This is a genomic window from Balneolaceae bacterium (assembly GCA_034521495.1).
Taxonomy (GTDB): Bacteria; Bacteroidota; Rhodothermia; order Balneolales; family Balneolaceae; genus Rhodohalobacter.
Genome location: JAXHMK010000022.1, coordinates 21,788 through 35,386 on the forward strand (window position 1 = coordinate 21,788; position 13,599 = coordinate 35,386).

General features: G+C 42.7%; 9 protein-coding genes. 6 read left to right on the forward strand and 3 right to left on the reverse strand.

The features are described from left to right. Window positions 1-463 precede the first annotated feature (463 nt). The 4 genes from U5K72_19475 (at window position 464) to U5K72_19490 (ending at window position 7,017) form a co-directional block, all read left to right on the forward strand. Window positions 464-1,063, forward strand: coding sequence for a hypothetical protein (locus U5K72_19475; GenBank protein ID MDZ7721010.1), 600 nt, complete (start codon window positions 464-466; stop codon window positions 1,061-1,063). Continuing rightward, complete coding sequence (locus U5K72_19480) at window positions 1,060-3,045, forward strand: hypothetical protein (protein ID MDZ7721011.1); 1,986 nt, start codon at window positions 1,060-1,062, stop codon at window positions 3,043-3,045. The genes U5K72_19475 and U5K72_19480 overlap by 4 nt, the downstream gene beginning before the upstream one ends. A gap of 507 nt (window positions 3,046-3,552) precedes the next feature. Beyond that, a complete protein-coding gene (gene tyrA / locus U5K72_19485) occupies window positions 3,553-4,683 on the forward strand; it encodes a bifunctional chorismate mutase/prephenate dehydrogenase (GenBank protein ID MDZ7721012.1) in 1,131 nt (376 codons plus the stop codon). Window positions 4,684-4,896: 213 nt separating this feature from the next. Continuing rightward, window positions 4,897-7,017: a T9SS type A sorting domain-containing protein gene (locus U5K72_19490; GenBank protein MDZ7721013.1), complete on the forward strand. Its 2,121-nt coding sequence runs from the start codon at window positions 4,897-4,899 to the stop codon at window positions 7,015-7,017. Between the two features lies 1 nt (window position 7,018). Here U5K72_19490 and U5K72_19495 read toward each other — a convergent pair whose 3' ends face one another. Next, entirely contained in the window at window positions 7,019-7,519 is a 501-nt protein-coding gene (locus U5K72_19495; protein ID MDZ7721014.1) for a TspO/MBR family protein, read from the reverse strand. 565 nt (window positions 7,520-8,084) lie between these two features. Between U5K72_19495 and U5K72_19500 the strand changes: the two genes are divergently transcribed. After that, on the forward strand, window positions 8,085-9,779 hold the full coding sequence (locus tag U5K72_19500; GenBank protein MDZ7721015.1) for a choice-of-anchor D domain-containing protein: 1,695 nt from the start codon (window positions 8,085-8,087) through the stop codon (window positions 9,777-9,779). A 524-nt stretch (window positions 9,780-10,303) separates the two neighbouring features. On the opposite strand, the gene U5K72_19505 is transcribed toward U5K72_19500, so the two are convergent. Both U5K72_19505 and U5K72_19510 read right to left on the reverse strand, forming a co-directional pair. Further along, the gene (locus U5K72_19505) at window positions 10,304-10,909 is read right to left on the reverse strand and encodes a TlpA disulfide reductase family protein (protein MDZ7721016.1); all 606 of its coding nucleotides are present in this window, start codon (window positions 10,907-10,909) and stop codon (window positions 10,304-10,306) included. Between the two features lie 21 nt (window positions 10,910-10,930). Continuing rightward, window positions 10,931-12,064, reverse strand: coding sequence for an Mrp/NBP35 family ATP-binding protein (locus tag U5K72_19510; protein ID MDZ7721017.1), 1,134 nt, complete (start codon window positions 12,062-12,064; stop codon window positions 10,931-10,933). Between the two features lie 425 nt (window positions 12,065-12,489). On the opposite strand from U5K72_19510, the gene gcvT reads away from it, so the two are divergent. Next, window positions 12,490-13,587 carry a glycine cleavage system aminomethyltransferase GcvT gene (gcvT, locus tag U5K72_19515; protein MDZ7721018.1) on the forward strand — a complete coding sequence of 366 codons (1,098 nt, stop codon included), beginning with the start codon at window positions 12,490-12,492 and terminating at the stop codon, window positions 13,585-13,587. Window positions 13,588-13,599 lie beyond the last annotated feature (12 nt).

The following is a 13,599-nucleotide window of genomic DNA, read 5'->3' on the forward strand; positions in this document are numbered from 1 at the left end:
AGCGGGTGTAAGCTGATACTGGCTGCACGGCAGGCGGTGTTAAGGTCGCGGGACATCGGGTCAGGCTTTGCAACGGAACAAGGGAACCGACCTGCCGGGAGTGCAAGTGGGTGCAAGCAGAAACCCTGCGAGACCCAAGCTTGGTAGGCAGGCGGGGCGGATCAGCCCGTAGTAATGACGAGGTCCTGTGAAAGCAGGAAGGAGTGAAGGGGCTGAGTCGTTGGGCTTTATAGCTTCCGACAACCAGTGAAAGCTGGGAAGATTGGCAGAAATAAGGCAAAATCGCCACAGTGCGATTCAATGACAAGAGCCGTATGATGGGAGACTATCACGTACGGTTCTGCGAGGGCCTTGGGGTGAAATTCCCCTTGGCTACTCGACTGACCAATAACCACGGTTTTGCAAAGCCCTCTCATATTGAGTATTGTTTTTGATATCCTTTTTTGGATATCTACTATAGCTTATGAAAAAGATCTTACTAATCATCGTTCTTACGATTCCAGTTTTTGGAATGAGCCAGGCTGCTTATTCCCAGGATGCCTTCAGTGAATTGAAATTTACCCTTACCGGCAACGGTATTTTAGGCGGAAATACCATTCAAAAAAGTTGGTCGCCCACGGGTGGTTTTGGGGTAGAGTTCAGCACACCCTACTATTTTGGTAATTTTGAGTTTGGTGCGCGTTATACCCGTTATAATGAACTTGAATTTGAAGGTTCAGGATTTCACTCCACCTACATTTTTGCGGGATGGCATTATACTCACTACGTTTCGGGTGAGGAAGACCTGTCCATTGTACCGGGCATTCGATTCGGCAGCCGGTATATGATTTTCGATGAGCAAAAAACCTATCGCGATGAATATCGATTCAGCCGGTATGAGAGTGAATTTTCCTATGAAGTGCTGTTCAGAATTCAGTACAGAATCAATAAACGTTTAGAGTTCTATACCTCTGCTGCAATTAATCAAACCCGTTTTAACATTCCGTATGCCGAATGGATAGGCACGGCCGGTTTTACATTTATTTTTAACACTTCTGATGGAATGCAGAACTTTCTCAAATGATCATAAAAGTTCTCTTTGTAGCGCTGTTCCTGTTTACCGATTCATCGGTTGATGCACTCTCACCCGGACCGGTTATTCAAACCGGGGTCAGAGATTCAATTGAAACTGAGATGATTGTACGAACCGAAGATCTTTTCTGGGATTCGGACTGGACTTTTTTCTCGCTGGATCGCATCTCTTTCAGAGTAAATACGGGTGATTTTGGCTACTACGGTCCTCAACCCGACTACCTTCTGGACGGAATTCCGGTTGATCCTGCTTTTTTTGGAATGAATTTTCCGCAGATGTTGCCGGTCCCTCTCAATCAGATAGCTGAAATAAATACGCTGAACGGAGCCGGAGTATCCGGAGGTGTACCCTATCACTCGGGATTATTGAAATTAGAATCGAATCCTGTAAAAGATGGTCTGTCGATCTATTCATCAACCCAGTTGGGACACAACTCACAAGAACCCGGTCCGTGGATATTTGATCAAGAAAGTGTAACTCCCAATATCGATCGGTTTGGACACTGGATGGATGCGGGGTTTTCCCTGAAATTCGGCCCGTGGTATTCAAAAGGCCATCTGCAACGGCTCTCTTTCCTCCACTCAAATCCTTTTGTTCAGACACGAATTCGTAACTTAATTGGATTTCCCGATGAGTCGGAGTGGCCGGATGGCCGTTCCACAACACACCTTGCTTTTCTGGAAACCGGAATTAAAACGGATCGGTTAAATTTTCGGGTGCAGGGAATACAATCGGAGAGCAAAGAGTTTCTCTTTTTTCAGCCTTTGGGCAGAGAAATTCCCACAGATTTGAATATGGATCAACTGACGGCTTCGGGTGAAATCTCAGTAAGCAGCAGATTTGGGATTCGTGCGATGGCACAATATAGGGAGAAAGGCACTGGTTATCGCCGGAACCGATTGCAAGAATCGTTCGACTGGCAACAAACCCGCCAAACAGGACGGGCGTCTGTATACCTGGAGACAAATACATTTGAAATGGACCTGGGTTCAGAATATGTAATAGTAGAAACAGAGGCGAGTGGTTTAGAAGATGATGAGCAGAAATATATGGATCTGTTTTTAGATCAAACCACAAAAATAACTCCCTGGATGACGTTTGGATCCTACACAGCGCTAACCTTTCACGAAGATGAGAGGCCCATGCAGCTTCGTGGATTCTTGGATTTTAAATTTACGGAAGGATGGAGTTCGGGTTTTGAGGCATCATACAGTGAGCTTCTACCTGAAACCGCCAATCCCGTAGATGAATGGATTAGCGACGGTTACAACCTGTTGGATCGATTGGATATTTACAATTTAGTACCGATTGAGATATCAAACACAGAGTTAATAAAACTCTCTCATCGGCATCAATTCCAATTTTTAGAAAAGTATAAAACTACAGTTGAGGCTGTCTATTTCGATCATCAGCAACTAAATATTCCATTCCAGGATGCTTACTATTACCTGTTTTTAAGTACACTTCCGGGCGGATACTTTCTGTTTCCCGGCAATAGTGGTCAGCGGTTAATGGTATCATTGAAAACAGAAGCCGATTGGTCAGATAAGTTATATCAATCCATTGGAATTTACAGAACTGAAACGCTTGAGGGTACACCCGCTTACAGAAGATACTGGAAAACTGTTCCGGAATATATCATCAGGCATACGTCGGTTTTTCAACCCTATCCTGATCTGGAGATGCGCCTTAACCTGGAATATCAAACCGAAGCTGTTTGGGATGAATTCAGAAGACTGGATGGTGAGCTGAACCGTTCCTTCAATGTTCAATTTCCATTCGAACTCTACCGATTCAGCAACACACTTTCGCCCGGGGTTAACATGGATCTCACTTTTGCCAAATGGTTTTGGGAGCAAAGGTTGAGAGTTGTCTTTATGTTAAACAATCTTTTCAACCGGGATCTGCAGAGGCATCCTATTGGTTCAGTAGATGGATTTGGATATATGGTGAGGTTTGAATTGCGTTTTTAAAGACCCCATCAGACGGTTGTTTTTTCCGTCCGATGGGTACCTTGGCAACCCCTGAATTTAAATCCGGTTCTTCCTACATCCATATCCTTATCCTTTTTAAAATATTTTGGAGAGGGCTTTGCATTACTGCCCGTCTGCACGCTGTATGTGCGGGCTGACGGGTTGGGGACACCCATCAGCCGGTAAAAACAACCGACAGATGGATATTTCAAAGCCTCCTTGGATAGATATATTTTTTACCAATATCGCACAGATAGTTTTAACTTTTAGCGATTAGTAAATTATCAGAACACGTTTACCGGTTAAACTATAATAAAAGTGTCCTTTCAGAGTGCGATAGATCGTGCCGTGCAGGGATCCACATGGGAAAGAGTCACTTGGCATTATGTCGAACTCTGCGAGGACCTATCGGACTCTCGCAGGTTCTTTATAAAGATACTTTTTAACTGGTAAGCGCATGATCAGAAATAACATAAAAAATTTCAGCAGTTAGTTTGATTGAATACCATGGTTGATAAAAAGGAATTGAAGGAAGAGCGATTGAAGATTGATCAGATCGACAATCAAATATTGGATCTGCTCCAACAGCGCAAAGAAGTGGTGCAGGATGTACTGAAACGAAAAGTTGAAAAGCAGCTCCCGGTATTTGTGGCTCATCGTGAGCATGAAAAAACGGATGTTTTTCGGGAGAAGGCAAAATCGCGAGGCTTAGACCCCGATTGGGCGGAAGATTTTCTGCGGATGATTATGGCAGCCTCTCGTGCAGCTCAGTCGGCCGATACGTTTCCCAGGTCAACATCAGAGCCGAAACATATTCTTTACATTGGAGGAGAGGGGGGCATGGGTTCGCTCTACAGGAAATTTACAGAAAGCAGTGGCCATGTTGCCTACAGCATCGACAAGGGAAACTGGTACCAGTTGGAAGAGATACTTCCCAAGCTCGACATGGTAATTGTAACTGTGCCTATTCATATTACAGAGGATGTAATTCAGCGGGTAGCGCCAATGCTGAACCCGGAAACAATTCTGGCTGATTTTACCAGTAATAAAACCAAACCGTTAAAAGCGATGCTGGATGCACACGACGGTCCGGTCATATCGCTTCACCCTATGCACGGTCCTGATGTTCCTAATCTCTCAAAGCAGTTGATGGTTTTCTGTGCCGGTCGTGATTCTGAGAAGGCAAACTGGTTTAAGGAGCAATGTGAACTCTGGGGAATGAGGATCATAGAAGCGGATCCCGAAAAACACGACCACGTGATGCACCTGGTTCAGGGCCTCCGCCATTTTGTAGCACTGCTTCACGGATCATTCATGAAAGAATACGATTTGAACCCGGCGGAAATGTTGGAGTATTCAAGTCCTATCTACAGAGCAGAACTCATGATGACCGGGCGTATTTTTGCCCAGGATGCAGAACTCTATGCCGACATTGTATTCTCAAATAAAGAACGCCGGGATCTTTTATTGTCGTTTTTTAATCATCAAAAAAAGTTGATGGAGATGGTAGAAAAAGATGATAAAAAAGGATTCGTTAAAGAGTTTGAATCCGTTACAGATTTCTTTGGAAGCTTTGCCTCCCAGGCATTAAAAGAGAGTGGTTACCTGATTAACCGGCTGGCCGATCGGTTTTCGTAAAAGCATCTTTTTTGAAATGGGAACCAATAAGAAGAATTAAGCGCTTAAGATATATTTTTTGGATGAATTATGTATTTTGGATCATTCCTCGCATCATGATTTAATTTAGTTCGACTTATGCAGTTTTCTTCATTTCGGTTTCCAATTCTTTTGTTCGTACTCACTTTCCTAAGTTATTCTGGCTACAGTCAGCAGATAGAACCAGAACATGTAATGATACTTGGCGAGGAGTCTTATGCAGATTTCTGTATTCTTCACCCCACCGATGTAAGTACTGACTTTAAATATTTACCCGAGCTGCCTTCACGCAGAAAGGGGTTACCAACTGCAGAGAAGACAGCATCATTTAATATTGATTATAAAAGTAATTGTGAGGGAGAGGTTTGGCCTGAAGATGCAAAAACGGCATTTGAATATGCCGTTAGCGTATGGGAATCTCATATCAACAGTTCTATTCCAATAAAAATAGAAGCCAACTGGCTTGCACTTGGTGAAAATGTGTTAGGCAGTGCCAGTCCAACAACGTTCATTGCTGAACTGGGAGAAGAGGGAACACTTTCAAATACCTGGTACCCGATAGCTCAGGCGAGTGCAATTACTGAGACAGATTTGGCATCTCAATTCGATGTAGAATACGATGTGGTAGTAAATATGAGCTGTGAATTTACAAATTGGTATTTTGGTACGGATGCAAATACTCCGGCTAATTCCTATGATGCAGTTACGGTGTTATTACATGAAATTGGACACGGTGTTGGATTCATCGGAAGCATGACAGGTAATTCCACTGCTCAAATAGCTGATTGGGGGCTTGGATCACAGGATTACCCATTTATATTTGATCAATTTACTTTAGACGGAAGTTTTAGACAGTTGATCAACGAGAATGTTTTTCCCCGCCAGACCGGGGAACTATATGATGCTTTAGTGGGACAAGATGGAGGGGTTTATTTTAGCGGTACGGATGCCGAATTTGCGAACGAGAATTTACGTGTACCACTATATTCCCCTGAGCCATTTGACGAGGGCTCAAGTTATTCCCATCTGGACCAACAATACTTCACCAATTCTCCAAATGCTTTGATGAGGCCACAACTTGAACGGGGTTTAGCAGTACATAGTCCGGGTCCGGTTACTTGTGGAATTTTCCGGGATACAGGGTGGCCGCTGGCTCAGACATGTATCGACCTGTTGCCGGAGGCTGAATTTTTGGACAGACCTGAACTTACCAGTCCATTTAACGGCTCGAATGGTAACTCAGTAAATCCTACGCTGGCCTGGAGTTTTGTTGAGGGAGCTACAGAGTACAGGTTACAGCTATCTCAAGATTTTTCATTTACAAATCTTTTAGCTGATGAAACTGTTACAAATAATTTCTATGAGGTAGATCAGACTCTTGATTTTAATACCCTCTATTTTTGGAGAGTCCAGGCAATTAGTCCGGGTGGAAATAGTAATTTTAGCGGGAAATTCAGATTCAGGACTGCACAGGAACCGCCGGAGGCTATTCTTCTAAGCATACCAGAAGATGGGGCTACACAGTTACGTCCGGGTTTTAATTTTACATGGCAGGAACAGAACAGGGCTGAGGAGTACGAATTGGAAATTGCGAAAAACGAAGATTTTAGTCCACTTACGTTTAACAGAACGGTTACGCGTCCGCGATTTGGCGGTACTCAAAATCTTGAATTTTCAACGACCTATTACTGGCGTGTTCGCGGACTGAATGCGGCCGGAGCAGGAGACTGGAGTGATACGCGTTCATTCACTACCATTATTGAAAAACCTGAACCTGTTACGCTGAAGTTACCCTCAGAAGATGAAAACCAGGTACCGGTTCAGGCAATGCTCTCATGGCAGGAAAGTGCTCGTGCTTTTGAATATGTGATTCAAATTTCTGAAGACGAGAGTTTTCCAAGAGAACAATTGATCGAACTGACAAGCACCGAAGAAACAGCAACTGTTGAGGATCCGCTGGAATACGCTACCATCTATTACTGGCGTGTAAAAGCAACAAATGTGGGCGGTGAAACTGAATTCAGCCCACCCCGCCAGTTTACAACGGTGGTTCAGGAAACTGCAATTAAGCCGAACTACCCAAACCCGTTTAATGCCTCAACCACAATACGGTTTCAACTGTCTCAGTCCAGTGAAGTGACAATTGATCTGTTTGATACAGTGGGCAGACGAGTTGCCATTTTAGTAGATGAAGAACGGCAGCCCGGTGTTTATTTTGAACGTTTACAGGCAGCCGGATTTGCTTCGGGTACCTATTTTATTCGAATGGTAGCGGGGGATTTTATGGAAGTCCAAAAGATGGCTATCATCAAATAAGTCAGGGATTTATCCACCAGATGGTGCCATTGAGAACAGTTGCAAATCCAACCCATAACAGATAAGGAACCATGAGCCAGGCAGCTAATTTAACTTTATTTGAGAACAGATAAGTGGTTATTAAAATGGCAGCCAGCAAAAGAAATATTTCTCCAAATGCCCAGCCCGGCACCTTCAGCCCAAAAAAGAGTTGAGACCAAAGACCATTCAGTATCAGTTGAATGAGAAACGCTGTCAATGCGGATTTTGCATATTGAAAACCAAATTTTTTCCAAACCAGCCATGCAGCAATACCCATTAATGTGTATAGTGTAGTCCAGACCGGTCCAAAAATCCAAGCCGGTGGATTCCAGGATGGTTTGTTTAACGCATTATACCATTCAGGGGAGGCAATACCCGGCGAAACCTGTGCTCCCGTCCAGGCTACGAAATAACAGATTCCAACCCAGAATATCAGTCCGCCAATGTTAGACAGTGTTGATCTTTTTATTTTTGAATTCATCGGTTGTGGTTTTAGATTTTTGTGGATTGATATAAGAAGTTCAGATTAATCTAAAGTGGTTAAATTTCCCAACCTTCTGGGTCGGAAAAAAATAAAGTCCCCCTTTGAAGGGGGAAAGCGAGCGGAGCGAGCAGGGGGATGACTTTCTACGTTTTGTATTCAAACCTTGGTTCTGAGGCATTACACCCCTCCCGGCTAAAGCCGTGCTCCCCTCAAGGGGAGATTGATCATTCCCCATTGCCCTCTTACAACTACGCCAAGGCTTCATTGCACAGGTTGAAGGGGGACACTCACAAAAAAGCTCATACTTTTTAAAAAATTATGGATTATAAGTTGAAACCTCGTAAGCTCTGCCCCGAGGTAGTTCATTTATACTTGATAAACTGAAAACAAACCGGGTTCGTTTAAAAGCGAAAAAATTCTGAGATTACCACGAAATCTTGTAACATCAAGAATCCTTTTGGTTTTTTAAATTGAAGGATTGCTAATTAATTGCGAACATTCGGTATCAACTTTTTTAGATCTCAGATATTGATCCCGGACAAACAGTATAGATTGTAAACAGATGCTCAGGAAACTTTTTATTCTAATTCTATTTTGTCCGGTTTTTATTATTACCCTGTTGCAGGCTCAGGGTATTCCTGCTGTTGAGTTCGAAATCATTGATTCCCGCGCTGGAAAGCATGTTTGTAAACTGCCGTCTACCAATATCAACGCTCACTTTTTTGTTCAGTCAAACGAAGAAGTTTTAGAGAGGATCAGGAATAAAGCACAATCGAACTTTGAGGTCGATTACTTTAGTTCTTGCAATGGTGAAGAGTGGCCGCAGCAAGCTATCACCGCGTTTGAATTCGCCCTGTCGATCTGGTCGGAGCATATCTCATCTGATGTTCCCATTAAAGTAAATGCCAGCTGGATAGAGTTGGAGGAGAATATATTGGGGAGTGCAAGGTCACCACAGGTTGTACAGGTAGGCAGCAATAATTCAGCAATTATTGATGATACATGGTACACACTCGCTCAACTGAGTGCCTTAACAGGCCAGGCCATTCGGGAGCAACTGGATGATGTAGAGTACGACATTGAAATGAACGTACAGTGCGATTTCGAGGATTGGTATTTTGGGACAGATGCTCAAGTGCCTGAAAACAGGTCCGATTTTGTGACGGTTGTTCTTCATGAGATCGGCCACGGACTTGGATTCCTGGGCAGTATGGATGGCAATAACGATACAAACAGGGCAGAATGGGGTATAGGGAACAACGAGGTAAATCCCCTTATTTATGACCGCTTTACTGTTGATGGAGATTTCAATGAACTGATCAATACCTCTACCTATCCAAATCCTTCAAATAAACTATATAGTGCTCTGACCGGAGAGAGGGGCGGTATCTTTTTTGATGGTCAGGATGCAAACAGAACATTAAGCGGGCCGGGCCCCGACCGTGCCAAATTATACTCTCCCGATCCCTTTGATGAAGGTTCCAGCTATTCCCATTTCGATCAGGCAACATTTCGTCAATCTATTAATGCACTGATGTTGCCGTTTATCGACCGAACATTTGCTGTTCATAGTCCCGGCCCTCTGTTTTGTGGCGTATTGAGTGATATGGGTTGGCCGCTCGGTGAGGGTTGTATCGACTTTATTCAATCCGGTATTCTTGTGACGAATCAAACAAATCTGAACTTTGGTGTACTGAATTCCGGGGAAACGGAACAGGCCACACTTTTAATTTCAAACAGAGAGGATGCCGAAGATACTCTTACGGGATCTGTTTCGGTAAATAGTGATCAGTTTTCCATCTCAGGGAACACCAGCTTTTCTATCACACCCGGTGCTTCACAGGAGTTTACTATCAACTACATTCCTAACGAGGATGACAGGCACCAGGGGAGTCTGTCCATTTCTCACGACGCAAGCAATCTGCCCTCACCGTTTGTAATCTCTTTACAGGGCGAATCCCTGAAGTCAGGCCAGGTGGTGGAGCTGAATCAAAGCTACCCGAATCCCTTTGTGGTGAACAACTCTTACAATGCAGCTATGCCGATTATAGAGTTTGCCATTTCGGAGAACTCTCACGTTAAGCTCGACTTATTTACAATGTCTGGGCAGCATTTACAACCCATTGTGGATGCCAATCTTAACGCAAACAGATATGCCGAATCTATCGATATGAGCGGACTCTCCAGTGGAATTTATATCTACCGGATAGTGGTGAACGGAGTGGCAAAATCCGGTAAGTTGATGTATGTGAGATAAGCTAACCCGGAAGTTATCCACAAAAAATGTGGATATCCCGGTGGAAAAGTTGTGGAAAAATAATTACCCACGGGTATTGACAAATGTTGCGGAATTGTGCTAATTACAAATGAGCACAGATGCTAAGAACGCTACGGCGGGATTGGCGTTGAAGCCGAAAAATTGCCGCGGCTTCGCTTTCATAACTCTTTCAAACCGAAAAGTTATAAAGATGTGTTCCGGTTCTTTTTTTATTTATGCTATTCGTTTTCTACTGCTACAGTTAGATGATTGCAATCAAATAATAGTGGATCTCATCCCTCTATATTTAAGATAAGTTACCCCAAAATTTTAAATTTAAGTAATTTAAAGTAATAAATAACAGTAGTTTAAGATCTTTAACAAGTGGAAATGGTGATTTTTTCGTTCTTTTGTAGAATCTCCGACCACCGGCGGATCAAGACAAAAGAACAAGGCATGTACAACAATTTTACATCATAAAAATGGGGTAAGTCCTCTCTATATTTAACCGTTGGACTTTAGGTTTACCGTGCCAATTTCCTCAAAAAAGTTTTGAACTCTTCTGTATCGTATTTTGCAAATCCTTGCTTTTCCAAAACAATTTTAGATTCAGGTGAGATGACATAAGTAGTTGGAATTGCAGAACTTTGATAGGTTCCCGGAGCCCTTGTTTGATAGTGATAGATAGGCAAGTCATATCCTCTGGTTTCCATAAACTCTTCTGCTTTTGAAAAATCTTCATCCATGGATACCATAATGAACGAGATATTCTCATTATCTTTAAAATCCTGATATAAAGAGTTTATTGAAGGCATTTCTGCAATACACGGCGGACACCATGTAGCCCAAACATTCATAAAAATCAGATCTCCCTCAAAATTTCTGAGTGAGCGTACAGTTCCGGTTTGGTCTTTGAAATAAAAATCGAGACTTGCTAATTCAGCATTAGCCATCTCTTCCGGAATATCCGGTTTGATGAGCCCGGTAGCCAAAAGGCCTCTCTGCAATGTACCGATTACTTGGGTATGTAAACCGGTCAGATATAGAACAAGAACAATGGAAATCAAAACTCCCCACTCTATGAGGGAGCGTCTCCATTTATTCTGTTTTTGAGGTGAATTTTCAGCCATGCTACAGGAAATCAGAGATCTTTATGGACGAATTTTAATATCAATTTTCTCCGTATCGCCCTGTTCCTGTTTGCGTACAGCAAGTATTTGTTGAACACGGTTGGCGATCTCTTTCAGACAAATTCCCGACGCCGAGGTCGGATCGTCTGCAACGATGGGAGTTCCGGAATCACTGGTTTTTCGAACATTATCGCGAAGAGGTACTTCGCCTAAAAACGGAACCTCCAGTTTTTTTGCAAGATTTCGGGCTCCATGTTTGCCAAAAATGTAGTACTTCTTCTCGGGCATATCTTCCGGCACGAAGTAGGCCATATTTTCGATGATTCCCAACACCGGCACATTTACTTTGCCAAACATAGCAACCCCTTTACGGGCATCATCCAATGCTACGTTTTGTGGTGTGGAAACAACAACGGCACCCGTCAGTGGTACGGTTTGTACAATTGTTAACTGTATATCTCCCGTTCCGGGCGGAAGGTCCAGGATCAAATAATCCAGTTCTCCCCACTCCACTTCCTGCATAAACTGTTTTACCGCACTGGTTACCATAGGGCCGCGCCAGATCATCGCCTGATCGGGGTCTACCAAAAATCCCATGGAAACCAAATGGACTCCATGTTTTTTAATGGGTACAAGCTTTTTTTGCGTTGTGATGTTGGGTCTTTCAGAAACACCAAACATTGTTGGAATACTTGGACCATAAATGTCTGTATCCAGTAATCCCACTTTTGCACCCGTTTGGGCAATACCAACGGCCAGGTTAGCAGCGATTGTTGATTTACCCACACCGCCTTTGCCGGATGCCACAGCAATTACATTTTTTACACCGGGTAAAATCGGCTGCTCATTCTGTTGCTGCTGTTTTTGCTCATTTTGGTCATCTCCTTCAAGCTCTCGCTGTCTTGAAATATTAATGCCAACGGTAATATCAACCACGGCTTCCGGGTCAATAAATTTTTTAATGGCCGTTTCGCAGTCACTCGAAAGCTTATTGGCCAGTTGGTCGTCTTTTTTAGGAAGCTCAAGTGTAAAAGCCACATATTTATCCTGTGTAACAAGATCCTGTATTAAGTCCAGTGTAATCAGGTCTTTATTATAGGTTGGATGCAATACCTGGGAGAGAGCACTCTTTACCTCTTCTTTGTGGATAGACATAAATTTATTTATTGTTTGTAAGAAAAATCAAAGTGTCCTGAGAAAACATCAATGTCAGCACACGCGAACACCGAAAAAGCGTAGTGTACAACTTGTGCACGGGAATTTCTGGAACGGGTGAAACGCAGAGATTGACGATTTCTTAGAAACACTATTTAAGTCTTAAAGTTTTTACCTTTCAAAGATAAGTAGATTAACATGCAAACTAAACGGTATATTCAACCCGCTCGTTTCAATAAGTTGTTATAAGATTTTTAGATTGGTTAACTTGAGATAGATCGTTAGAAAATGAGACGTTTTACAAATTGAATGAAATAATGAATCAGGAATTCATTCTGCTTCTTAAAACAAAGAAACAGGTTACAAGACAGTAGAAGTTTAAAATAACTTTCATAGGAGTTCTCAGAAATATGCAATCCGAAACAATGTTAAAACAAACACCGCTACACTCAGAGCATGAGAATCTTGGCGCAAGAATGACAGATTTTGGCGGATTTGAAATGCCTGTTCAATATGCAGGAATAAAAAAGGAGCATAATGCCGTTAGGAAACATGCAGGCCTTTTTGATGTATCACATATGGGCGAGATATTTATTTCCGGCGCAGATGCACTGTCGCTCATTCAAAAAGTAACCATTAATGATGCATCTGTGTTGAAGCCGGGCAAAGCACAATATTCTGCCATGTGTTACGAGGATGGCGGAATTGTTGACGACTTGCTGGTATATATGCTGGAGGATGAAAAATATATGTTGGTTGTGAATGCCTCGAATATTGATAAAGATTTTGAATGGATTCAGAGCCAGAATAAAACGGAGGCTGACGTACAGGATCGGTCGGAGGAGTTAGGATTGATTGCACTTCAAGGCCCGAAATCTGTTGATATTTTGCAAAAACTAACCGGTACCGATGCAGGTTCGATACGATTCTACACATTTGAAGAAGGTACAGTTGCCGGTGAAGAGGGGATAATTATTTCATCAACCGGTTATACCGGCGAAAAAGGTTTTGAATTGTATATAGATACCGGGAAAGCTGATATTAAAAAAGTCTGGAACGAAATTTTAGATGCTGGTGAAGAGTTTGATATAGAACCGGCAGGCCTGGGAGCCAGAGATACCCTGAGGCTGGAGATGGGATATGCTTTATATGGAAATGATATCAGTAAGGATACAACTCCAATAGAGGCAAGAATGAGCTGGTTGACTAAATTTGATAAAGGAGATTTTATCGGTAAAGAACGTTTGTTAAAGCAGAAAAGGGAGGGAGTTCCCCGAAAACTGATGGGCTTTGAACTACAGGAGGATAGAAAAATACCCCGGGCCGGTTATGAAATTCGAGATAATTTTGGCTCAAAAATCGGTTCTGTAACAAGTGGAACACTTTCCATCTCTTTAGATAAAGGGATAGGAATGGGGTACATAGAAACAGAAAAAGCTGTAGAAAGCGAAAAAATATTCATAAAGATCAGGAAAGATCAGGTGCCGGCTCTCGTCGTTAAACCTCCTTTTTTAAATAGATAAATAAGAAATATT

What these genes read in the sequence shown, in the direction of transcription:
- tyrA (MDZ7721012.1), top strand. Translation starts at nt 3,553, where the DNA reads ATGGTTGATAAAAAGGAATTGAAGGAAGAGCGATTGAAGATTGATCAG.
- gcvT (MDZ7721018.1), top strand. Translation starts at nt 12,490, where the DNA reads ATGTTAAAACAAACACCGCTACACTCAGAGCATGAGAATCTTGGCGCA.
- U5K72_19495 (MDZ7721014.1), bottom strand. Translation starts at nt 7,519, where the DNA reads ATGAATTCAAAAATAAAAAGATCAACACTGTCTAACATTGGCGGACTG.
- U5K72_19475 (MDZ7721010.1), top strand. Translation starts at nt 464, where the DNA reads ATGAAAAAGATCTTACTAATCATCGTTCTTACGATTCCAGTTTTTGGA.
- U5K72_19505 (MDZ7721016.1), bottom strand. Translation starts at nt 10,909, where the DNA reads ATGGCTGAAAATTCACCTCAAAAACAGAATAAATGGAGACGCTCCCTC.
- U5K72_19500 (MDZ7721015.1), top strand. Translation starts at nt 8,085, where the DNA reads ATGCTCAGGAAACTTTTTATTCTAATTCTATTTTGTCCGGTTTTTATT.
- U5K72_19480 (MDZ7721011.1), top strand. Translation starts at nt 1,060, where the DNA reads ATGATCATAAAAGTTCTCTTTGTAGCGCTGTTCCTGTTTACCGATTCA.
- U5K72_19510 (MDZ7721017.1), bottom strand. Translation starts at nt 12,064, where the DNA reads ATGTCTATCCACAAAGAAGAGGTAAAGAGTGCTCTCTCCCAGGTATTG.
- U5K72_19490 (MDZ7721013.1), top strand. Translation starts at nt 4,897, where the DNA reads ATGATACTTGGCGAGGAGTCTTATGCAGATTTCTGTATTCTTCACCCC.